Origin of the sequence: Planomicrobium stackebrandtii, from assembly GCF_030814955.1 — a bacterium.
GTDB classification, from domain to species: domain Bacteria; phylum Bacillota; class Bacilli; order Bacillales_A; family Planococcaceae; genus Planococcus; species Planococcus stackebrandtii.
In genome coordinates, this window is record NZ_JAUSWB010000003.1 from 49,379 (window position 1) to 72,926 (window position 23,548).

Genomic DNA, 23,548 nt, shown 5'->3' on the forward strand with positions numbered 1-23,548 from the left:
AAACGAGGCCGATTGCGCCTCGTTTTTTTATGTTCAAAAATAGTTCTCTTTTTAATGGCTCAGCTATGGACTTCACGCCAAGATTCAAGGGTCATAAACGGCTGCTTCCGCTTTTCTTTGTCCAGACTCCAGCGCCTAGCTCTTCGGGATGTAAGCCACTTTGGCTGTGCGGCTGAAAACACGCCACTTCGCCAAATTGTCTTACCCCTGTCAGAGCTGAGCAGGCGCTTCCGCTTTCCTTATTATCCTCGATTCAGTTCCACCGCATCCCAAATCAGCAGCTTCAGCTCATCAGCCCGTATTTCGTCGGTCCGGTTCAGCCGTACGTGGCGCATTTTCTTGCCATCGCCTTCCAACAGGTTGGACTCGTCGCGAAGTTCCGCGCCACGGTAAAACCCAAAGTTAACATGGCCTTTGGCAGTCTGCATATAGCATACGAGACCCTCTTTGGCATAACTCGGATTGGCCCACTTAAAGCCCTCGTCGATTTCTGGATAAGCTTCAAACACCAATGTGCGCAGCTGCTCGACGATTTCCTGTGTCGGACTTTCCAGCCCTTCGATAAACTCATCTACTTGCGGATCTTTGATCGGATGCATAAATGGACTCTCCTTAATTCGTTTTGGATGACACCAGTAAAAAACGTACATCTTGCTCGGTTAAGTTGAACCAATAATGTTTTTTGCGTGCATCGAACATGGTTGATTGCTGCGGCGCGAGCTCGGTGCGTTTGCCATCGACTTCCACAGTCAACACCCCATCCACAACGAACAGAAACTCGTAGCCGCTGTGGGCAAAGGCATTGCCCTTTGAATCGCCGGGTTTTAACGTCACCAGCATCGGGACGAAATTGGCTTCTTTAACGCCATGCGACAAGTCCTTGTAAAAAAATTGTTCCAGGCGCGCAGCCCAATCAATTTCCTCGGTTTCATTCGCAAAAAACAGGCTGGGCTCGACGTTCAGGGCATCTGCTATTTTGCGCAGCGATTCCAGCGTCACACTTGATTTGCCGCGCTCGACTTGCGACAGGAAGCTGATGGAGACATCGGTCTGTTCCGCCAGCTCCTTCAAGGTCATCTTCCGTTCCTTGCGAAGGCTTTTTAATGTAATCCCAATTGTTCCGTCCGACATGCAGAAACCCCACTTTGCTAAATGTTCTGCCCTCATCATACCGTACATGAGGATGAAAATAAAATTGTGACAAGTTATTGACAGAATATTGCTAACTGACTAAACTGTTGAAAAGGGAGAATTAAAGTGTCACTTCAATTTATTCGCAAGGGGGAATTGGGATGGATAAAAAGCAAACGCGCAAAGTATTAACGGCAAGTCTTGTGGGGAGTTCGATTGAATGGTTTGATTATTTTCTGTACGGCACAATGGCGGCATTGGTGTTCAACCAATTGTTTTTCGTCAATGAAGATCCAACGGTCGGGCTGATGCTCGCCTACGCATCTTTCGCGCTATCATTCTTTATCCGCCCATTTGGCGGCATCATCTTCAGCCATATCGGCGACCGGATTGGACGTAAAAAAACATTGGTTATCACTTTAAGCTTGATGGGGTTTGCGACATTCGCCATGGGGCTCCTGCCGACCTATCAGGCAATCGGTGTCGCAGCGCCAATCTTGCTGATTTCGCTTCGTCTGATTCAAGGGCTTGGCATCGGCGGCGAATGGGGAGGGGCATTACTCCTCGCAACAGAATATGCACCACCTGAAAGACGCGGATTTTTCGGCAGCATCCCGCAGATGGGCGTGACGATCGGAATGGTTATGGGAACCTTGGCGCTGTATGTCATGACGCTGTTGCCGGAAGCGGCATTCATGAGCTGGGGCTGGCGCGTACCATTTATCCTGAGCGCGTTCCTGGTGGTCTTTGGATTGTGGATCCGCAAAGGCATTGATGAAACACCTGAGTTCAAGGCGGTTCAGGCATCTGGTGAAATTCCGAAGCTGCCAATCGTTGATACCTTGAAATACCATTGGCGTGAAGTGCTGATCGCTATTGGGGCAAAGGTTGTTGAAACAGCTCCATTTTATATTTTCGGTACTTTCGTTGTGTCCTATGCGACAACTAACCTCGAATTCTCGAGAACAGCTACATTGGCCGCAGTCATGATTGCGACCGTCATCACGACCATCTTGATTCCAATCATGGGTGCTTTATCCGACCGTGTCGGACGTAAAAAAATGTACATCACGGGGTCAGTGGCAATGGCGTTGTTCGCCTTCCCGTATTTCTGGATGCTGCAGCAAGGGTCTGTAACATTATTGATCGTTGCCACCATCATCGGCCTTGGCATCATCTGGGCACCGATTACAGCAGTTCTCGGCACAATGTTCTCTGAAATTTTCGATGCTAAAGTGCGCTATACTGGTGTGACTCTAGGCTACCAGATCGGTGCGGCCTTGGCAGGAGGAACGGCGCCTTTAGTTGCGACATTCCTGCTTGCCACATTCGATAATTCGTATGTGCCAGTTGCGCTTTACATTATTCTTACGGCGGTCATTTCGCTGCTGTCCATTTGGGCAGTGAAAGACTTGAGCGGCAAACAGGGACAACCCGAACCGAAATTAGTGGCAAAAGAAAGCCGCGGTTAAGCGGATCGTTTTTTAGGAGGATTACTCATGCTTATCATCAACGAACAGCAGATTCAGCAACAATACCTTATGATTGACGCCATTCGTGACGTTACGGAAATGCTGCGGGCCAAGCAGCAGGGCCAGATCAACAGTCCGCACCGAACCGTTCTCGATTTTCCGGAGCGGCAGGCATCGGCGCTTTATATGCCAAGTGCCGACATGGCGAATAAAATCTCAGGTGTCAAAATTGTCACCATCTTCCCGGAAAATCCGGCACAGGACAAGCCGACCACGCAAGGCGTCATCTTGCTGTCCGACGGCGACAACGGGGAACATGTTGCAATGATGACCGCTTCCTATTTGACTCGCCTGCGCACCGGTGCACTCAGCGCGATCGCTACCGATCTGCTGGCGCGCAAGGAAAGCCGGGTACTGACTGTGATTGGGACAGGGGCGATGGCGTTCGAGCAAGTGCTGGGGATACTGGCAGTGCGGCCGATTGAACAGATCATCCTGGTCAACCGGACACCGGAAAAAGCAGAGCGCTTTGGCGAAAGCCTCATGGCATTCGGTATCGAAATTCCATACACGGTTGAGACCATCGTCTCATCAGCGGTGCAGCAGGCAGATATCATTTGCTGCGCAACGCGGTCGAACGAGCCAGTCTTTAACGGAGAAGATTTAAAGCCAGGCACACACATCAATGGCGTCGGTTCTTACTTGCGGAGCATGCGTGAAATGGACGAAACGACCATACTGCGCGCCGACAAAATTGTTGCAGATGACATTGCCGGTGTCAAAGGCGAAGCGGGTGAGCTGATCCATAGTGCGGAAAGCGGCGTCTGGTCATTTGATCAATTGCATGCCGAACTTGGCCAACTGGTTGTCGGAGAAGCTGCCGGCCGCGAGACGGAATCCGAAGTCACTTTCTTTAAATGCGTAGGCGCTGCCTATTTCGATTTAGCTGTTGCTAAAGGCGTCTATCGCAAAGTGGAGGAAAGCGGAGCGGGTACGGAAGTAGAATTGTAAATTTGATTTTAGAAGAAATCCCGTAAGCGGCTTTTTGCGCTTACGGGATTTTTTTAGGTGAGGGTTTTGGTTTTTAAGAGAAGAATTGTGGTTTTTACGTGTAGTTTTTGAGTTCTTACAAGGATTTCGTGTTTCTACCTGAAGGATAGGCGGTTCTACATGAGAGTTTGCAGCTTCTACGTGCAGCTTTCGAGTTCTTACAAGGATTTTGTGTAGCTACATGAAGGTTAGGCGGTTCTACATGAGAGTTTGTAGCTTCTACGTGAAGCTTTCGAGTTCTTACACGAATCTCCTGCTTCTACATGAAAGTTACACACTTCTACATGAAGGTTTTCGATTTTTACCTGAACCTTTTTTGCTGCTATAGGAATGTCAGCTACTAATAGGTCCGGTTGACACTCGCACAATCCAAGTTCAAGCGCGCAAAAGGAAGCAGTTCGCTCGCGCGAACTGCATTTTACTAAATTGCATCGCTGTTGTTTGTGGTTGCCCATTACAAGAAGCAAGTACCTGTTTCTAACGGGCAAGCTCAAATTTCGTCATTCTGCAATTTAGTGTAAACTCGCAAAAGTAAAGCCCATCTATAGTAAAACTTAGTTTGCGAATAAATATACAAAATTTACATAAAGAAGCCACTCGCTTCATGGTGATTTTGTATAATGATGGAAAAGGACAAGGGGTTCTCCAGTAATGGTCAATCGCCATGCTGAAAGGGATCCTTACAGACATTGAAAAAATATAAATAAAAACCAACACGCCAAAGCGCATTGCTGGTTATTCCTCAATATGGCCGATGGCTTTTGCGGGATTGCCGCCGACTATGGTGTTGGCGGGTACGTTTTTGGTGACCACAGCATCGGAAGCAATGATGGCATTGTCGCCGATTGTGACGCCGGGGTTGATAACCGCACGGCCGCCGATCCAGACGTTATGCCCGATGGTAACAGGCTTGCCGAATTCTTTGCCGGAATTTCGTGCAGCCGGTTCGAGCGGGTGTGTAGCTGTGTAAATGTGGACACCCGGGGCAATCATGCAATTGTCGCCGATGCGTATTTCGCAGACATCCAGAAACACGCAGTCGAAATTGGCATAGAAGTTTTCGCCGACATGCATATTGAAACCATAATCACAGCGAATGTTAGGTTCGGCAAAGAGGATTTCACCGGTCGAGCCGAAGAGTTTTTTCAGCAGATCGGTGCGGTCCTGGCCATCCATTTCGGTTGTTTCATTGAACAACCGGCTGAGCCGGCGGGCATTCATGCGGTTTTGGCGCAGCTCGGAATCCTGCGGATCGTACATTTCACCAGCCAGCATCTTTTCTTTTTCCGTTTTCATGGGGCAGCCTCCCGACAAGTATAATGATAAATCGATTGTATCACAGCCAATTTGAAAAATACTTAGTAAATTTATGGAATATTCTTTATAATAGAGAGAGACAGGAGTGAGTTTTATGAAAGCAATCAACAACAAGGTCATCGGCTCTAAGGGGATCGAGGTTCCTTATACAGTCGTACTTACAGAAGACTACACAAAAAAATTGGCCATCTTCTTGCCAGGTGCCGGCTACACGACAAAAAGCCCGCTATTTCATTTTGCGGAAGAAATTTTTCTGAATGAAAACTACGATGTCTTACGGGTTAATTACCAGTACACCGACAAAGCGTATGATGGGTTCACGATGAATGAATTGGACGAAGCGATTCTCCACGACGTGCGCTTGGTCATCAGTGAAGCGCTCAAAGGCAGAAACTATCAGGAGTTCTACCTGGTCGGCAAATCACTGGGCACCATCGCAATGGGCGCCGAAATGAAACGGCCGGAATTCAGCGAAGCCAAAGCTGTGTGGGTAACGCCGCTGTTAAACCGGGAAGAAGTTCTTAACACCATGGTCAACAGCAGGAATCCTGCACTATGCTTCATTGGCGACAAAGACCGCTATTACTCGCCCGGAGCCTTCGAGCTGCTGAAAACGAACCCGAACCTCGAGGCAACCTTGTTGCCGGACATCAACCACCGATTGGATTGTGAAACCGATCCACTAAAATCGATTGATGCCTTAAAGCAGATCATCGCTGGAATCAAGAAATTTTAATGGGGAGCTGTCCGCGTAATTGCGGACAGCTTTTTTGTTGGGTAGATGGGTGGTTTCTGTATCTCATTATCCATTGGAAACAAAAAACTGCCGGAAGAATATCCGGCAGTCTGTGGAGATTTTTTATAGTATAAGCACCAGCCCAGCTTAACGAATGCGCAGCTCGGACTCACTGTCAAAGAAATGGGCTTTGTTCATATCGAACGCCATTTCGATGGTCGTGCCGGCTTCGACATTAAAGCGTGAATCGACGCGTGCCACAAAATCCTGATCATTGACTTGAGAGTAAAGGATGATTTCTGAGCCCATCAACTCTGCAACTTCGATATATGCTTTGAGTCTAGTATGCGGTGAATGCTCAAGGAAGAGGGGCTCGTCATGAATATCTTCAGGACGTATGCCAAGGACAACATCTCTCGTTTCATAGCCTTGCTCTTTAAGCATTTTCAGTTTGCCTTCTGGGATGCGAATATTGTTGTCGCCCATCACAAAGTGTTCGCCAACTAATTTTCCGCGCAGGAAGTTCATGGACGGCGATCCAATAAAGCCGCCAACGAACATGTTTTCTGGCAAGTCATATACTTCTTTAGGTGTACCGACCTGGTGGATAAATCCATCTTTCATAACAACCAAGCGTGTCGCCATCGTCATAGCTTCTGTCTGGTCATGCGTTACGTAGACAGTAGTCGTCTGCAGGCGGCGGTGCAATTTCTGGATTTCTGCACGCATCTGCACACGCAGTTTTGCATCCAGGTTTGATAAAGGCTCATCCATCAAGAAGACTTTTGCATCGCGGACGATGGCACGCCCAAGAGCAACACGCTGGCGCTGACCACCTGATAGCGCTTTTGGTTTGCGGTTCAAATAATCATCCAGCCCAAGGATTTTTGACGCATTGTCAACGCGGGCTTTAATTTCGTCTTTTTTCATTTTGCGCAATTTTAAACTGAATGCCATATTTTCATAAACGGTCATGTGCGGATACAGTGCATAGTTCTGGAATACCATCGCAATGTCGCGGTCTTTTGGCGAAACGTCGTTGACTCTTCTGTCGCCGATGTACAAATCACCTTCCGTGATATCTTCCAATCCAGCAATCATGCGGAGTGTTGTTGATTTCCCGCAGCCTGAAGGGCCGACGAGCACCAAAAATTCCTTGTCGCGGATTTCCAGGTTGAAGTCTTTTACAGACACCACACCTTTTTCATATTCTTTTTTAATATTCACTAATGATAAGCCAGTCATTTGCTTTCCCCCAATATTGTATTGTCATTGGTAACAGCATAACCGATAGCCGATTTTAAGAGAATGTCAAACCTGCCTAAAAATGAAAGCGCTTTTTTGTGCACATTTACTTTTCGATCAATATCGCCAAATAAACGGCCATGGCGTGGTCGAACTTGCGGACATCAATGCCGGTGTTTTCGTGGAAGCGGTCGAGCCGGTATTGCAGGCTGTTCCGGTGCATATGCAAAGCTTTCGAGGTTTCGGAAATATTTAAGTTGTTGCGGACAAAAGTTTGCAGCATTTTTATGGTTTCTTCATCATCCTGATAGGCCTGCAGGATGGTTTGCCTGATATTACTGAGCACGTGCTCCTCGGTTTGGCCGATTAACAGATAAGGAACGGCATCAACATAGCCGGTCACTGCTTTATTGGAATAAATTTTCATCGTTTTCGCCGTATCGATCACCGACTTGTAATGGGCTGCCGCAAGGGTCAGGCTGTCTCGGAAAGGACCGACAAAAAATCGGATTTTGACGTAAAGGTCGCTCATCAAAATATCGATAATTTCATCGTAGGAGATGGGACCATCCTCTTTTGCCATGTGTTCGACAAGGATGCCTTCGTGGTCATTTTCCCACAGGATGGAAACTTGCTGTGCGGTAAAATCATTCACGGCATGTTTAAATGCTACAGGGCTGATCTGCTTTTCCTGGATTGAAAAATGGACAAAACGGTACAGCGAGTCCAGTGGAAATTCAATCGCTTCTTCCGGTGTGGATGAGTTTACCGCAGCAAGCCATTTCTTTTCTTCATCCGTATGGATCGGGAATCTTGGGTTGTATGGAGTAAGAAATGCGGACAGCAGCAACACGTCTTTTGGGTCCAGTTCGGTTTCGTGGATGCCGACAACGGTCCCATCTGCTGCAGAAAACCATTTGTAATCCGGATCGGCAGCGGAAGCACCTTGCGTATAAATTTGAAGCGAAGGATAGATTTTACTCAATTGGCTGATCATCAAATACCTCTTTTCAACTGAATTTTCCTGATGGCAGCCTGCTCTTGTATTTAGTGCAGGTCTGATTGCTTTTCTAATGTATTCATTATACCGTAAAACAGATGATTGAAAGGGGACAAACGTTCCCTTTTTGTGTATACTTAATCTAGAAAAACCGTGAACGGTGTTATTAACTTGTTAGAGGGATGATGAATTGAACAAAAAAATGCTCAAGCTTTTTGACGAGCAGCGCGATGCCCATGTGCTGTATTCGTACGAAGAAAACTACAACTATATTAACAATGTTGTAGCTTATGCTAAGCATGGTGTTGAAGCAGGGGATTATGTTATTCTGATTGAAAATCCGCGCCTGTCTCCAATGATCAAAGCTGAGCTGGAAATACAGCTTACTAAGGGTCAAATGGATTTTATCCATTTTGTTAGGAGTTTTGATTTTTATTATTCCAGCGGCAGTTACCATCCGCCTGCAATCCAGGCGTATTTCGAAAAAACTGTGGAGCCTTATTTAGAGAAACAGGCAACTTTCCGGTCTTGGGCGCATGTGGAATGGGCGACGATGGAAGACCCGATCCATCTAGTGGAGGATTTCGAAAAAATCATCGATGTCGCGGTGAAGGAATTACAGTTTCCATTGATTTGCGCTTACGCGAGCAAAACGATGCCGGAAACCATTAAAAAGATGCTGCTTGAAACGCATCCCTATGTTCTAATTGAAGAGGATGTCGTCGTCTCGGAGCTGTATACCGCAACAGAAACCTAATTCAATAATCATCCATAACTGCCGGGAAACCACGGCAGTTTTTTTATGGAATTTTTTAAAAGAAGGTGGCTGAAATTGAAAAAATAAAAATATATTTTCGGCAATTAGTTGGCAATTCAGCAAATTCATGTATGATGTTAGAATAATATTCACTAAAAGGAAAAGAGGGAATTTATGGGCGAGTGGTGGAAAAAGTCGACCGTTTACCAAATTTATCCGCGGAGTTTCATGGACTCCGATGGTGACGGGATCGGCGATATTCGCGGCATTATTCAAAAGCTTGACTACTTGCACGGCCTTGGTGTGGATATTCTTTGGCTGTCGCCGGTCTATGATTCACCGAACGATGATAACGGCTACGACATCCGGGATTACTATCAAATCATGCAAGAGTTTGGCACAATGGCCGATTTTGATGAGCTGTTGTCGGAAGTCCATGCTCGCGGCATGAAACTGATAATGGACCTTGTCGTCAACCACACTTCCGACGAGCATGAATGGTTTAAAAATCATCCCGACTTTTACATATGGCGCGATACACCCACCAACTGGCGTTCCTTTTTCAGCGGCTCGGCTTGGGAATATCAAAAAGAACGAGGCCAATATTACTTGCACTTGTTTTCGAAAAAACAGCCGGATTTGAATTGGGACAACCCCGAACTGCGTAAGACAGTTTACGAAATGATGCGTTGGTGGCTCGATAAAGGTGTCGACGGTTTCCGCATGGACGTCATCAATATGATTTCAAAAGTGCCGGACATGCACGATGCACCAGGCGGAGAGGGCAGCCATCAATTCCTGAACGGGCCGAATGTCCATACATACTTGAAAGAGATGAACAAGGAGGTGCTGTCGAAATACGACATCGTCACCGTTGGTGAAATGCCGGGCACGACGCCGAAAGAAGCCCGCGACTACACTGCTGCTAAGAATCAGGAATTGAATATGATTTTCACATTCGAGCATATGGGCCTTGACCAGGCATCCGGCGAAAAATGGGATTTAAAAGGGCTGTCCCTGATCGACTTAAAAGAGAATATGGAAAAATGGCAGCATGGACTCCACGCCGAAGGCTGGAACAGTTTGTACTGGAACAACCATGACCAGCCGCGCATCGTTTCGCGCTTTGGCGATGATACGGATTGGCGCGTTGAATCAGCGAAGATGCTCGCCACATGTTTGCATTTTATGCAAGGCACGCCGTATATTTACCAAGGTGAAGAACTCGGAATGACCAATGTTCGCTTTGGTTCGATCGACGATTACAAGGACATCGAGACCTTGAATATGTATAAAGAAAAATGTGAAGCAGGTATTCCGCATGATGATATCATGGAGAAGATCTATGTCAAAAGCCGCGACAATGCCCGGACACCGATGCAATGGTCCGCAGAACCGAACGGCGGCTTTACGACAGGGACGCCGTGGCTGAAAGTCAATCCAAACTACAGGGAAATCAACGCTTTGCAGCATACGGATCCGGATTCAGTTTATCAATACTACAAAAAACTAATCAGTCTGCGCAAGAAGATGGACATCATCACCCATGGCGATTTCGAGTTGCTGTACCGTGAAGACAGTGAAATTTTTGCCTATACGCGCTCATGGGAAGAAGAAAAGCTGACCGTCTACTGCAATTTCTCGAAAAACATCAAATCGGCTGCTCGTCCCATAGGCAGGGTGCTGATTGGCAATTACGCAGAAGTGGACGGGGAAAGCGAAGTTCTGCTGCGCCCATACGAGGCAATTGTCTTTTACCAGCAATGAACAAAAATATGAACACTAACTAGGAGGAGCTATGGCAAAAGTATTAGGAGTCGACATTGGTGGAACCAAGGTCAGGATGGGCGTTATTGATGACCTTGGCCAAATTTTATACGAAGAACAAATTCCAACCCAAATCCCGTTGTATCCCTATCTGGAAGAAAACATTCTTCGCGTTCTGGCTGCGCAGCCGAACGTCAGCGCGATTGGCGTCGGTACGCACGGCTTTGTCGATCCGAAGCAAGGAAAAGTAATTTATGCGGCAGAGACTCTCCCAGGCTGGACCAACACACCTGTTAAGGAATGGCTGGAAAAAGCGACAGGAAAACGCGTTGAAGTGGAAAATGATGCAAACGCTGTAGCGCTGGCAGAAGCGAAGTTTGGTGCTGCGCGGGGGCTTGATCGTGTCGTTGTGTTGACGCTCGGCACCGGCCTTGGCGGCGGAGTGTTGTGGGACGGCAAACTGTTAAGCGGCGGCCCTCACGGAGGAGCGGCAGAACTCGGGCATATGATCCTTTATCCAAATGGCGTTAAGTGTGCGTGCGGAAGGCTGGGCTGCAGTGAAATGTACGTCTCCGGAACAGCGCTGCGCCGGCGCATTCGGGAAGCGGGACTAGCCATCACACCGCCTGAACTTTTTGGAAATGCACAGACAGATCCGAAAGCCAAGCAAGTGGTGGAAGAGTTTACTGGAGACTTGGCGCTTGTCATCAGCAGCCTTCAGGCGGCATTCGATATGGAGATGGTCATCATCGGCGGCGGCGTTTCAGAAGCTGCCGACCTTTGGATGGAGTCGCTCCAGCGCCAGCTGAAGCCTATGCTGTTAAATCCATTGGATGTCGAAGTGGCGCGTTTTGAAAACGATGCCGGCATTTTAGGGGCAGCTTTGCTCGTGCTGGAACAGTAAGAAAAGCATACTGATCTATTTTCAAGCAGGGACGGCATAACAGCCGAACCTGCTTTTTCTTTTGGTGTAAAAAAATCTCCAAAAAAACTTTGAATTATTTTAAATTCCATCTTGTGCAAACGTTTACACGATGTTATGATCGAAATAATTAATTGGTGGAAACGCTCTCAATCTTGTTTCCACTTTTTATTTACAGGTTTGTGCAAACGATTTCACAACAATCTAAAGGGGGATTTTGGGATGAGGGAATTAAAGTTCAGCAAGGGGTTAGTAGCATCATTGATGCTGTCAGCAGCAGTTTTGGCAGGATGCAATAGCGATGGGGAGGAAAATGCTTCAGGATCTGATGGGGAACAGGTAACCGTTGATATTTTCCAATTTAAAGTGGAGTTTAAAGACCAGTTTGAAGATGTCGTAGCTCAGTATGAAGAAGAGAATCCGGACGTCAACATTGAAATAACAACAGTTGGCGGCGGAGAAGATTACGGCGCAGCCCTTCGTTCACGCTTTGCATCCGGCAACGAGCCGGCGATCTTTAATATCGGTGGACCTCAGGATGTTGCCGACTGGAAAGACAATTTATCAGATCTGGCAGACACAGAAGCTGCCGGCGCTGCACTTGAAGGAACGCTGGATGGCGTAACGGTTGAGTCTGAAGTGCTCGGTCTTCCATATAATCAGGAAGGCTACGGATTTATCTACAATACCCGTTTGTTCGAAGAAGCTGGAATTGATCCTGCATCCATCACTGATTTTGCAGCGCTTGAAGAAGCTGTAGAAACACTCGATTCGCAAAAAGAAGAGCTTGGCCTTGAATCGGTCTTCGCTTTCCCAGGAAAAGAAACATGGGTTACTGGCCTTCATTTGTCGAACACCTTCCTGGCACCTGAATTTGACAACAACGTGTTAACCGCATTTGACGCGAAGACGGTTGATTTCAAATACGCTGAAGGCTTTAAGAAAATCGTTGACTTGCAAAACGAATATTCGAAACAGCCAACAGTAAGCCTTGACTACTCTCAGCAAGTAGAAGAGTTGTTCTCGCTGGAACGTGTAGCGATCATCCAGCAAGGAAACTGGGCTTACGGCTCGATCGCCGGCATTGATCCTGAACTGGCAGACAATGGCGTAGGCATGATGCCGATTCCGGTTGAAGGAATGGACAATGCAGGTTTGCCGGTTGGCGTACCGATGTATTGGGGCGTAAACAAACAAGCGGATGAAAAAGTTATTGAAGAATCAAAAGCATTTTTGGATTGGCTTTACACATCTGACGCAGGCAAAACGGCTGTAGTGGAAGACTTCAAGTTCATTCCTGCATACGAAGGCTATGACACGTCGAAGATCACCGATCCCATGTCAAAAGCAATCTATGATGCATCCGAGTCAGGCAACACAATCGGCTGGGTCTTCATGGGTTATCCGACTGGCTGGGGAGAAGACGTACTTGGAGCCAATATCCAGAAATACTTGAGCGACGAAGCAAGCTGGGATGAAGTCATTGATTCGGCTAAAGAAGCCTGGGAATCAGAGCGGGCTGAATAAGACAAATCAAATCAATCTTCATCATTTGAGTGTTTAACAAAGTAGCCTCTGTGCTACTTTGTTTTATTACCAGGCGAACGCGCAATGGAATAAGGAAGGAAAGGTGCCTGTATGCGTACAAAAGATTTATCTTATTGGTTGTTTCTGGCCCCGGTTTTGCTGGCGCTTACGCTGGTTGTCATTGTTCCAATGCTTCTTGGAGTTTATTATTCCTTCACTACCTGGAACGGCATTAATACAGGCGAGTTTGTCGGGTTCCAAAATTACATCAACCTGTTTAAAGACGAACGGTTCCTGGATTCGCTTTGGTTTACGACGAAATTCTCGATAGTGTCGGTAATCCTGATCAATATCATCGGTTTGTCGCTGGCATTGCTCGTTACTGGACGCGTCCGTTCAAGCAAATTGCTGCGCACGACGTTTTTTATGCCGAACCTGATCGGCGGTTTAATCCTAGGGTTTATCTGGCAGTTTATTTTTATCAAAGTATTCGCCAGTATCGGCGAAATCATTGGAATGGAAAGTTTGCAGGGCTGGCTGTCCACGACGGACACCGGATTCTGGGGATTGGTCATCTTGATGAGCTGGCAGATGGCAGGATACATAATGGTCATTTACATCGCTTATTTGGAAGGGATGCCAAAAGAGCTGCTGGAAGCTTCTGAAATTGACGGAGCATCCACGTTCCAGCGTTTCCGCTACATCATTTTTCCGCTTGTGGCGCCGGCCTTTACAGTCAGCATGTTCCTTACCTTGTCCAACTCGTTCAAACTGTACGACCAAAACTTGTCGCTGACAGGCGGCGGGCCTTACAATTCAACTGAAATGGTAGCAATGGAAATTTTCAAGACAGCGTTCACGCAGAATGATTTTGCCTACGCGCAGGCGAAAGCCGTTATTTTCTTTGTCATCGTTGCCATCATCGCCCTTGTGCAAGTGTATTTGAACAAACGCAAGGAGGTTGAAATGTAATGAAGAAAAAATGGGATATCAAGTTGGAAGTTCTCGGAGGGCTGCTGGCGCTGTTGTGGCTGGTTCCGTTTTATCTGATGTTCGTCAACTCGTTCAAATCGAAAAAAGAAATTTTCATGGACACGATCAGCCTTCCGGAAGCATGGAGTTTTGACAACTACATTACCGCTTTCGAGGAACTCGATTTTATGCGCACGCTTTTTAACTCGCTGTTGATCACCGTCATCAGTGTGGTTTTGATCATTTTCTTTTCGGCCATGGCGGCGTATGCGTTATCGCGCGCCAAAAGCAGGCTCAGCACTGTGCTGTTTTTCACATTTGTCGCAGCGATGCTGATTCCGTTCCAGTCCGTTATGATTCCGCTGGTAACCGTATTCGGACAGTTTGAAATGCTGAATCGTGGCGGACTGATCTTCATGTATCTCGGATTTGGCGCAAGCCTGTCGATTTTCCTGTATCATGGTGCTTTGAATAACATCCCGCGTTCACTTGATGAAGCAGCGACAATTGACGGGGCAAACCGCTGGCAAGTGTTCTGGCACATCATTTTCCCGGTGTTAAAGCCGATTACGGTGACAGTGGCAATCCTGAATATCATCTGGATATGGAACGATTACCTGTTGCCATCTCTCGTCATCAACACACCAGGCAGTGAAACGATTCCGCTGAAGATGTTCTTCTTCTTCGGAGAATATACAAAACAATGGCATTTGGCGCTTGCAGGATTGACGCTCGCCATTGTTCCAGTCATCATTTTCTATTTCTTCGCACAGCGTGAAATCATCAAAGGAGTATCAGATGGAGCAGTAAAATAAGGGGGCGGTAAAAATGGCAGTCACGATCAAAGACGTTGCGAAACAGGCTGGCGTGTCTCCGGCTACTGTGTCCCGGGTCATAGCTGACAATCCGCGGATCAGCAGCAAGACAAAAGTGAAAGTACGGGAAGTGATGGAAGGACTGGGCTATTTTCCGAATTTCCAAGCCCGCAACCTGGTTGGGAAAAAGAGCCAGACACTCGGTGTCATCATGGAAAATTCGGCGACACTGGCATTTCAAAATCCCTTTTTTCCGGAAGTACTGAGGGGAATCTCTACTCGGGCTCATGGCAGCCAGTATGGTTTGTATTTATCGACGGGTGCCACTCAAGAAGAAATTTACCGGGAAGTTGTGGAAATGGTGCAAGGCAGGAGAGTCGATGGCATCGTTCTGCTGTATTCAAAAATCGGCGATCCGGTCATGCAGTATCTTGCCGAAAGCGGCTTGCCATACTCTGTCGTCGGCCGTCCCTTCACCGATCCATGCTCCGTATCATATGTCGACAACGACAATATCAACAATGCTAAAGCGACGGTAGAATACTTGGTCGGGCTCGGCCACAGGAACATTGCATTTGTCGGGGGAGCGGCGGATTTCGTCGTCTCGCTTGACCGGCTGGAAGGCTATAAGCAAGCTCTCGCCCAACATGGCATTCCGTTTGACGAAGCCTATACGGTTAATCAGGAATTGATGGGCGGCGGTGAACGCGAAGCCATCCGCCAGCTGATGGCACTGGGAATTCCGCCAACCGCCATTGTCACGCACGATGACATGGTGGCGTACGAAGTAATCGGCTATCTCGAAGATTTGGAAATCGGTGTGCCGGAGGATGTCTCCATCATCGGTTTTAACAACCATGCAATTTCACGGCATTTAAAGCCGCCGCTGAGCACAGTGGATATTTCGATTTATGATCTGGGGCTGCATGCAGCCGAATTGGTATTAGAAAAAATAACAGACGAATCGACGCCTCCGAAACAAGTCGTAGTTGCTTCACGACTGATTGAACGAGGATCATGCCGCCGTCTTTGAGAGGGATTAGTTATGGATAAAAAATGGTGGAAAGAAGCAGTCGTCTATCAGGTTTATCCGCGCAGTTTCATGGATTCTGACGGAAATGGCCTAGGCGACATCAACGGCATTACAAGCAAATTGGATTATTTAAAAGACCTGGGAATCGACGTGATTTGGGTTTGCCCAATGTATAAGTCGCCAAACGACGACAATGGCTACGACATTAGCGACTACCAGGCGATTTTGGCGGATTTCGGCACAATGGCGGATTTCGAACGATTAATGGCAGAAGTGCACGCGCGCGGCATGAAGCTGATCATCGATTTGGTGATCAATCACACGAGCGATGAGCATCCGTGGTTTTTGGAATCGCGTTCCTCGCGCGATAATCCAAAGCGCGACTGGTACGTATGGCGCGACGAACCGTTAAATTGGGAAAGCATTTTCGGAGGGCCTGCCTGGGATTACGATGAAAAAACCGGACAATACTATCTGCATATTTTCTCGAAAAAACAGCCGGATTTGAATTGGGAAAATCCTGAAGTCCGCAGTGAACTTTACAAAATGGTCAACTGGTGGGTAGCCAAAGGCATCGACGGATTCCGTGTCGACGCCATCAGCCACATCAAAAAAGACTACTCAAATGCAGAAAATACTGAAGGCCATTTGTTTGTGCCTTCCTGGGAAAAAATGATGAATGTTGATGGCATTCAGCCGCTTCTTCAGGAATTGTATGATGAAACCTTTGGCAAACACGATATCATGACAGTCGGAGAAGCCAACGGGGTTTCGGCAGACGAAATCCACGATTGGGTCAGCACCGATAACGGCAAGTTCAATATGATCTTCCAATTTGAGGACATCGATTTGTGGAACGTGGAAGTACAAAACGGCGTGAATGCACCGGAACTGAAAAAAGTGCTCAGCAAGTGGCAGGAAAAAGTCAACGGCGTCGGCTGGAATGCATTATTTATTGAAAATCATGACAAGCCGCGCGTCGTTTCAACTTGGGGAGATGATCAGGTGTATTGGCGTGAAAGTGCGACAGCTCTCGCCTGCATGTATTTCTTCATGCAAGGCACGCCGTTCATTTATCAGGGCCAGGAAATCGGCATGTCGAACGCACCATTTGAAGAACTCGACCATTTCGATGATGTCCACACACACAATTTATATTTCCATAAAAAAGAAACGGGCATGGAGCACGACGCCATCATGACCTTGCTTCGCGCAACGAGCCGCGACCATTCACGGACGCCGATGCAATGGAACAACAGTCTTCATGCCGGCTTCTCGACGGCCATGCCGTGGATTAACGTCAACCCCAATTATGAGTGGCTGAACGTCGAGGCGCAGGAAAACGACCCGCACTCGGTGCTGTCTTTCTATAAACAGATGATCTGGCTCCGGAAGAATATGGACGTCTTCGTCTATGGCGAATACAAGCTATTGGAGCTGGGGCACGATGCGGTGTTTGCCTATACGCGCGAATACGGAGACGATAAAGTGCTCATTGTTACAAATCTTGGCCAGCACGCGTGCCTTTGCGGCATCGATCCGGAAGACTCTACATTGCTTTTGGCAAACTACACAAACATTGATCCTGCGCAATTGCTTCCATACGAAGCACGGGTTTACAAAATTCCTAAAGAAACGTTAGTTGGTTAATAATGAATAGTTACAAAAAGACCAGAGAAAGGATCTTCTTTCTCTGGTCTTTTTGTCGTCAAACAATCATTTTTCATGGGTTCACCTGCATCAATGGAGGGTATAAATAAAACAAAGCAAAAAGCAAAAAGGAGTCGATTGGCATGGCATTTGATTATGACCTGGATTATGAAAATCTGGATTTGCGGAAGCATCCTGAGCTTTACCGAGTGGGCAAAGGGGAGCAGGGCGTGTTGATGGTAGAGCCGTACAAGGGGGAAATTTTGCCGCATTGGCGTTTCAAGACGCCGGAGATTGCCCAGGAATCGTGCGATAAGATTTCAGAGATGTTCGAGGAATACCGCAAACAGGATGATTTTGTAGGAATGGATATGGCGCGCAAGTTTATACAGATGGGCTATACGCGGGCTCGCCGCTACACCAATTACAAAGGCGGCCGCAAATACAACGAGGACCGCAGCATCAAGGAGCGGGAAATCGATCCGGTGAAAGCCGAGTCGGCGGCGATTTTCAAAAAGCGCTGGGACGAAATCCGTGAAGATGAAGACTACTTGAAGCGCAAAAAAGAGCACCAGAAAAAATATGGATGAGGTGCATCTTTTAGACGGATAAAGCGTCATGTAGCATAAGAACAACTTACAGAAAATAGGTGATGGGATGAAGAAGATCGTATTGGCTGGAGGCACCGGCTTTGTCGGACAGTATTTGGAACGAAAATTTACAGACCAGGGCTATCGGGTCATCATCATTTCACGGCAGCAGGATCATTTGAATTGGACCAACCACACGGGGATCGTCAAGGCGTTGGAAGGCGCGGAGATGCTCATCAACCTGGCTGGAAAATCGGTGAATTGCCGGTATACCGAAGCCAACAAACGGGAGATTTTTGATTCGCGGGTAGAGACGACCGAAGCCCTGGGCACAGCAATCCTGGCTTGTGACAATCCACCGCCGCTGTGGATCAATTCCAGCACTTCGACCATTTACCGTCACGCAGAAGACCGCCCGATGACTGAAGCAAATGGAGAGTTTGGCCATGGTTTTTCAGTAGAGGTCGGCAAAGCGTGGGAGCAGGCATTTTTCACATTCAAGCTGCCAGACACGCGACAGGCGGCATTGCGCCTGTCAATTGTCCTCGGGAAAGACGGCGGCGTCATGAACCCTTATGAAAACATGGTGCGCTTCGGGCTCGGCGGCAAGCAGGGCAACGGCAAGCAAATGTTCAGCTGGATCCACTTGGAAGACGTCTACCGCATTGTTCTGTTTGTCCGGGACCATGACAACATCAGCGGTGTTATCAATACAACCTCGCCTGAACCTGTCACCAACCGTGAACTGATGAAGCAGCTGCGGATTGCGATGGACCGGAAAATCGGTTTGCCGGCAACCAAATGGATGCTTGGCATGGGAGCGGTGGTCATTGGAACGGAAACGGAACTGATTCTGAAAAGCCGCTGGATTTTGCCGGAGCGGCTTCAGCAAGCCGGATTCCGATTCACTTACCCGACACTCGACAAAGCACTTGAAAATATTCTGCGCCAATAAAAAAATGAATCAATAGCACTAGAAAACTCTACTTTAGTAAAGTTTTTCTAGTGTTTTTTTATTTATTTTAAAATATTGCCTTTATTTCGAGATAACTGGGTTTAGGACGATGGCCTAAAGGCAATGGCAGAAGAGGGGGTGACAAATTGACCATAGACGAGAAATTATTAACTGGAATTCTGAACCGGGAAGAGCAGGCACTGTCCGATTTGTACGACCGCTATCACCGGATCATTTGGAAGATTGCGCACCAAACCGATTCAGATCCGTCCGTCTGTGAGCAGCTTGTTGCCCAGGTGTTCCGCACTGTCTGGAAAGATCCGAAGAATTTTATGCACAACCGCAAACTGCTGGCGCAGCTGATTGACTGTTGCCGGTCGCACAGCGCTAGAGCCATTATAAAAAAATGTTCCTAAATTCTCTGCACTTCCGCCCGTTTGAGGGCAGGAGGTGCTTTTTTGTGCGCTAAAGTTGACGGACTATAGAAATGGGAGTAACTTAAAGTCATTATAGAGATTGTTCCATTTGGAACGGTTCGAAAATGAAAGATGGTGAACCAGATGAACGACCAAAAAGAAATGGAAGCGTATATGCAATTGATGCTGTCATTTGCCAATGTGCAGAAAAACATGGTGCGTTTTATTCAAAAATCGGCCACGGAAAAAGGACTGTCAATTCCGCAATACTCGGTGATGATGACCATCATCAGCTGCAGTGAAATGACGCAGAAAACCGTTGGGGAAAAGACGTTTTTGCCGAAAAGCACCTTGAGCCAGGCAGTGGACGGACTGGTCAAAGAAGGCTATCTTGACCGTCGCCAAGTAGAGGACAACCGCCGCGAGACTTTGCTGGCGCTGAGCAAAAAAGGCAAGGCATTGGTGGAAGAGCTTCACCACCAGGAAGACGGACTGCACCAAGTGTTCAAAGCTGCCAGTGAACAGTTCACCTCTGATCAAGTGGCTGAACTGCTCATAGCACACCAGAAAATCTCAACTTATTTAAAAGAAGTGGAACTAGAGGTGACTGCAAAATGATTAAAATAATGAAAAACCTCAATCCTTATAAATGGGTTGTGTTGGCAGTTGTCGCTCTGGTTTTCGGCCAATCGATGGCAGAGCTGTTCCTGCCGACTTTGATGGCAGATATCATTGACAACGGGGTGGTCAAAGGCGATATTCCGTATATTTGGAGAATTGGCGGCTGGATGCTCCTGGTGTCGGCAATTGGCGCTGTTGCGGCTGTCTTTGCCAGTTATTATTCGGCCAAAGCGGCGATGGGGCTTGGCAGCGACTTACGGCAGAAAGTCTTTAAGCATGTCGGCCAGTTTTCGCTGCAGGAATTTGATGAAGTGGGGACCGCATCGCTGATTACGCGCACCACAAATGATATTACCCAGGTGCAGCAAGTGGTCATCATGATGCTTCGCATGGTCATCAGCGCACCGATCATGCTGGTCGGCGGGATTATCATGGCGGTTTCAAAAGACGCCCAATTGTCCTTGGTCATCATCGGTGCCATGCCGGTATTGGCTGTATCGATCCTATTGATTTTGAAATACGGCATGCCGTTGTTCCAGGAGGTTCAGGAACGGCTGGACGGCTTGAACCTGGTCGTGCGGGAAAACTTGACGGGCATCCGCGTTATCCGCGCCTTTAACCGTGAGCCTCAGGAAAAAGCACGCATGCAAAAGGCCAATCGCGAACTGGCCGATGTCTCGATTAAAGTCAACAAAGTCATGGCTTTCTTGATGCCGGTCATGATGCTGGTCATGAACTTGACCGTCGTTGCGGTCATTTGGTTCGGCGGCATCCGCATCAATAATGGCGCCATGCAGATCGGGGATTTGATGGCATTTATCCAATACGTCATGATGATCATGTTTGCCTTGGTCATGGCATCGTTCATGTTCGTCATGGTTCCGCGTGCAGCGGTATCGGCGAGACGCATCAATGAAGTGCTGGAAATGAAACCGGCTTTCACGGACGATGGCACGGCCAAAGCGGATCGCACACGCGGTACACTGGAATTCGAAGACGTTTCTTTCTATTATCCGGGAGCGGAAGAACCGGCGCTGTCGAATATCAGCTTTACCGCCAAACCGGGTGAAATTACCGCGTTGATCGGCGGGACAGGTTCCGGCAAGTCAACGCTCGTCAATCTGGTGCCGCGCTTCTACGATATCAACAGCGGAACAATCCGCGTCAACGGCGTCGATATCCGCGAGGCTTCCCAGCAAGAAATCCGGTCGAAAATCGGCTTTGTGCCGCAGAAATCGATCCTGTTCACCGGAACGATTGCGGACAATATCCGCTTTGGCAAACAGGACGCCAATCAGCAGGAAATGGACCATGCGGCAAACATTGCGCAGGCCACAGAGTTTATCGATCAAATTGATGGCGGCTACGCGGCTGAAATCGAGCAGGGCGGCTCTAACCTTTCAGGCGGACAAAAGCAGCGTCTGTCGATCGCCCGCGCATTGATCCGCAAGCCGGATTTGTATATTTTCGACGACAGCTTTTCGGCGCTCGATTTTAAAACCGACGCCAAGCTACGAAGAGCATTAAAAGACGAAACGAAAAATGCCACCGTGCTGCTGGTGGCACAGCGCGTCAGCACCGTAGTCGACGCGGATCGCATCATCGTGCTGGAAAAAGGCAAAGTGGTCGGAATGGGCACGCATAAAGAGCTGCTCGAATCCAATGAAGTATACCGCGAAATTGCCCTATCCCAGCTGTCAGAGGAGGAAATCGCATGAGCAAGATGGGACCTCCACACGGCGGAGCAAATATGCCGCCGGAAAAAGCCAAAGACTTTAAAGGCACATTCCGCCGCCTTGTTTCTTATTTAAAACCACGGCGCAAAAAACTGGCAGCCGTTTTCCTGGTCGCGATTCTCAGTACGGTGTTCACCATCGTTGGACCAAAAATTATGGGGATGGCGATCACGGAGTTGTTCGAAGGCGCTTACGGCCAATTACAGGGCGTCCCGGGCGGCGGCATCGACTTTGGCGTCATCGGCCAAATTCTCGCCATTCTTGCAGGACTGTACCTGTTCAGCAGTTTGTTCAGCTATATCCAGCAATACATGATGTCTACAGTGGCACAGGACACGGTCTACGATCTGCGCCAGGACGTCAACAAAAAACTGGAGAAACTGCCGCTGGAGTATTTTGATGGCCGGCCAAATGGCGAAACTTTAAGCCGCATGACCAATGACATCGATACAATCGGCAGCACGCTGCAGCAAAGTTTGACGCAGTTTATCACATCAATTGTCACCATTGTCGGAATTTTAGTGATGATGCTGACGATCAGTCCTTTGCTGACATTGATCGCGGTGGTTTCCTTGCCGCTGTCGCTGTTCGTCATCGGACCGATTTTGAAAAGATCGCAGAAATACTTCAGCAGCCAGCAAAAAAACTTGGGCCGCCTGAACGGCCACGTTGAAGAAATGTATACGGGCCACCAGGTCGTCAAAGCGTTCGGACACGAAGCCAAATCCAACGAACAATTCGATGAGGTCAATGAAGAACTGTACAATGCCGGGCGCAAAGCCCAGTTTATCTCCGGGATCATCATGCCGATGATGACCTTGATCGGCAACTTGAGCTATGTACTGATCAGCGTTGTCGGGGGGATCCTGGTGACGCAGCGCGCTATTTCCATCGGTGATATTCAGGCGTTCATCACCTATTCCAAACAGTTTACGCAGCCCATCACCCAGACGGCGAACATCGCCAACATCATCCAGTCGACAGTTGCTGCCGCTGAGCGGGTTTTCGAACTGTTGGATGAGAAAGAGGAAGTCGAGGAAATCACGACTTCCGTTCTGGCACGCGCGAAAGGAGCCGTTGCTTTTGAAGATGTCGACTTTGGCTACGGCAGCAATTTGCTGATCGACAAAATGAACATCGATGTCCGGCCGGGGCAGACGGTCGCAATCGTCGGGCCAACCGGTGCCGGCAAAACGACCTTGATCAATCTATTGATGCGCTTTTACGAATTGAATGGCGGGCGCATTACGGTTGACGGACTTGATTCGCGGGAAATGTCGAGACATGAACTGCGCCAGAACTTCGGCATGGTGCTGCAGGATACGTGGCTGTTCAACGGCACGATCCGTGACAACATTGCCTATGGAAAAACAGGCGCGACGGAAGAGGAAATTCTGGCAGCGGCAGAAGCGGCGCACGCCGACCATTTTATCCGCACTTTGCCGGACGGCTACGATACCATCTTGAACCAGGAAGTATCGAACATTTCACAAGGGCAAAAGCAGCTATTGACCATTGCCCGTGCAATTCTCGCCGATCCGCCGATCATGATCCTGGATGAAGCCACTTCAAGTGTCGATACCCGCACGGAGATCTTTATCCAGCAAGCCATGAAAGGCCTCATGGAAGGCCGCACAAGCTTTGTCATCGCGCATCGCTTATCGACCATTAAAGACGCAGATCTGATTCTGGTCATGGACCAAGGAAAAGTTATCGAGCAAGGGACGCATCAACAGCTTCTCGACAAAGACGGTTTCTACGCCGATCTGTACCATAGCCAGTTTTCTGCGAAAGTGGCTGTGTAAAATGCAAAAAGGTCCTCCGTGCATTTTGTGC

At 48.1% G+C, this 23,548-nt stretch carries 22 protein-coding genes; 17 read left to right on the plus strand and 5 right to left on the minus strand.

The window, feature by feature from the left end; all coding sequences use genetic code 11:
* Positions 1-242 precede the first annotated feature (242 nt).
* Together QOZ98_RS06345 and QOZ98_RS06350 are read right to left on the minus strand one after the other, a co-directional pair.
* Positions 243-599: a DUF1801 domain-containing protein gene (locus tag QOZ98_RS06345; protein ID WP_308786642.1), complete on the minus strand. Its 357-nt coding sequence runs from the start codon at positions 597-599 to the stop codon at positions 243-245.
* Positions 600-612: 13 nt separating this feature from the next.
* On the minus strand, positions 613-1,131 hold the full coding sequence (locus tag QOZ98_RS06350) for a helix-turn-helix domain-containing protein (RefSeq protein ID WP_308786643.1): 519 nt from the start codon (positions 1,129-1,131) through the stop codon (positions 613-615).
* A gap of 161 nt (positions 1,132-1,292) precedes the next feature.
* Here QOZ98_RS06350 and QOZ98_RS06355 point away from each other — a divergent pair, with 161 nt between their 5' ends.
* Positions 1,293-2,603 carry an MFS transporter gene (locus QOZ98_RS06355; RefSeq protein ID WP_308786644.1) on the plus strand — a complete coding sequence of 437 codons (1,311 nt, stop codon included), beginning with the start codon at positions 1,293-1,295 and terminating at the stop codon, positions 2,601-2,603.
* A gap of 27 nt (positions 2,604-2,630) precedes the next feature.
* A complete protein-coding gene (locus QOZ98_RS06360; protein WP_308786645.1) occupies positions 2,631-3,614 on the plus strand; it encodes an ornithine cyclodeaminase family protein in 984 nt (327 codons plus the stop codon).
* A 774-nt stretch (positions 3,615-4,388) separates the two neighbouring features.
* Here QOZ98_RS06360 and QOZ98_RS06365 read toward each other — a convergent pair.
* Entirely contained in the window at positions 4,389-4,949 is a 561-nt protein-coding gene (locus QOZ98_RS06365) for a maltose acetyltransferase domain-containing protein (protein ID WP_308786646.1), read from the minus strand.
* A gap of 115 nt (positions 4,950-5,064) precedes the next feature.
* Between QOZ98_RS06365 and QOZ98_RS06370 the strand changes: the two genes are divergently transcribed.
* On the plus strand, positions 5,065-5,706 hold the full coding sequence (locus QOZ98_RS06370) for an alpha/beta family hydrolase (protein WP_308786647.1): 642 nt from the start codon (positions 5,065-5,067) through the stop codon (positions 5,704-5,706).
* 147 nt (positions 5,707-5,853) lie between these two features.
* Here QOZ98_RS06370 and QOZ98_RS06375 read toward each other — a convergent pair whose 3' ends face one another.
* Complete coding sequence (locus QOZ98_RS06375; RefSeq protein WP_308786648.1) at positions 5,854-6,951, minus strand: ABC transporter ATP-binding protein; 1,098 nt, start codon at positions 6,949-6,951, stop codon at positions 5,854-5,856.
* A gap of 106 nt (positions 6,952-7,057) precedes the next feature.
* Positions 7,058-7,948, minus strand: a complete 891-nt coding sequence (locus tag QOZ98_RS06380) for a PucR family transcriptional regulator (protein WP_308786649.1) — start codon at positions 7,946-7,948, stop codon at positions 7,058-7,060.
* Positions 7,949-8,141: 193 nt separating this feature from the next.
* Here QOZ98_RS06380 and QOZ98_RS06385 point away from each other — a divergent pair, with 193 nt between their 5' ends.
* From QOZ98_RS06385 to QOZ98_RS06450, 14 genes are all read left to right on the plus strand, one after another.
* The gene (locus QOZ98_RS06385) at positions 8,142-8,708 is read left to right on the plus strand and encodes an MEDS domain-containing protein (protein WP_308786650.1); all 567 of its coding nucleotides are present in this window, start codon (positions 8,142-8,144) and stop codon (positions 8,706-8,708) included.
* Between the two features lie 174 nt (positions 8,709-8,882).
* Positions 8,883-10,475 carry a glycoside hydrolase family 13 protein gene (locus tag QOZ98_RS06390; protein ID WP_308786651.1) on the plus strand — a complete coding sequence of 531 codons (1,593 nt, stop codon included), beginning with the start codon at positions 8,883-8,885 and terminating at the stop codon, positions 10,473-10,475.
* Between the two features lie 31 nt (positions 10,476-10,506).
* Complete coding sequence (locus tag QOZ98_RS06395) at positions 10,507-11,379, plus strand: ROK family protein (protein WP_308786652.1); 873 nt, start codon at positions 10,507-10,509, stop codon at positions 11,377-11,379.
* Between the two features lie 240 nt (positions 11,380-11,619).
* Entirely contained in the window at positions 11,620-12,924 is a 1,305-nt protein-coding gene (locus QOZ98_RS06400) for an ABC transporter substrate-binding protein (RefSeq protein WP_308786653.1), read from the plus strand.
* Positions 12,925-13,035: 111 nt separating this feature from the next.
* Positions 13,036-13,896, plus strand: coding sequence for a carbohydrate ABC transporter permease (locus QOZ98_RS06405; protein ID WP_308786654.1), 861 nt, complete (start codon positions 13,036-13,038; stop codon positions 13,894-13,896).
* A complete protein-coding gene (locus tag QOZ98_RS06410; RefSeq protein WP_308786655.1) occupies positions 13,896-14,711 on the plus strand; it encodes a carbohydrate ABC transporter permease in 816 nt (271 codons plus the stop codon). The genes QOZ98_RS06405 and QOZ98_RS06410 overlap by 1 nt, the downstream gene beginning before the upstream one ends.
* 13 nt (positions 14,712-14,724) lie before the next feature.
* The gene (locus tag QOZ98_RS06415; protein ID WP_308786656.1) at positions 14,725-15,744 is read left to right on the plus strand and encodes a LacI family DNA-binding transcriptional regulator; all 1,020 of its coding nucleotides are present in this window, start codon (positions 14,725-14,727) and stop codon (positions 15,742-15,744) included.
* Positions 15,745-15,756: 12 nt separating this feature from the next.
* Positions 15,757-17,394, plus strand: a complete 1,638-nt coding sequence (locus tag QOZ98_RS06420) for a glycoside hydrolase family 13 protein (RefSeq protein WP_308786657.1) — start codon at positions 15,757-15,759, stop codon at positions 17,392-17,394.
* 143 nt (positions 17,395-17,537) lie between these two features.
* Complete coding sequence (locus QOZ98_RS06425; protein ID WP_308786658.1) at positions 17,538-17,984, plus strand: DUF4385 domain-containing protein; 447 nt, start codon at positions 17,538-17,540, stop codon at positions 17,982-17,984.
* A 67-nt stretch (positions 17,985-18,051) separates the two neighbouring features.
* On the plus strand, positions 18,052-18,939 hold the full coding sequence (locus tag QOZ98_RS06430; RefSeq protein ID WP_308786659.1) for a TIGR01777 family oxidoreductase: 888 nt from the start codon (positions 18,052-18,054) through the stop codon (positions 18,937-18,939).
* Positions 18,940-19,085: 146 nt separating this feature from the next.
* Positions 19,086-19,355: a hypothetical protein gene (locus tag QOZ98_RS06435; protein WP_308786660.1), complete on the plus strand. Its 270-nt coding sequence runs from the start codon at positions 19,086-19,088 to the stop codon at positions 19,353-19,355.
* A 144-nt stretch (positions 19,356-19,499) separates the two neighbouring features.
* On the plus strand, positions 19,500-19,973 hold the full coding sequence (locus tag QOZ98_RS06440) for a MarR family winged helix-turn-helix transcriptional regulator (protein ID WP_308786661.1): 474 nt from the start codon (positions 19,500-19,502) through the stop codon (positions 19,971-19,973).
* Complete coding sequence (locus tag QOZ98_RS06445; RefSeq protein ID WP_308786662.1) at positions 19,970-21,694, plus strand: ABC transporter ATP-binding protein; 1,725 nt, start codon at positions 19,970-19,972, stop codon at positions 21,692-21,694. The genes QOZ98_RS06440 and QOZ98_RS06445 overlap by 4 nt, the downstream gene beginning before the upstream one ends.
* A complete protein-coding gene (locus QOZ98_RS06450) occupies positions 21,691-23,517 on the plus strand; it encodes an ABC transporter ATP-binding protein (RefSeq protein ID WP_308786663.1) in 1,827 nt (608 codons plus the stop codon). The genes QOZ98_RS06445 and QOZ98_RS06450 overlap by 4 nt, the downstream gene beginning before the upstream one ends.
* Positions 23,518-23,548: the final 31 nt, after the last annotated feature.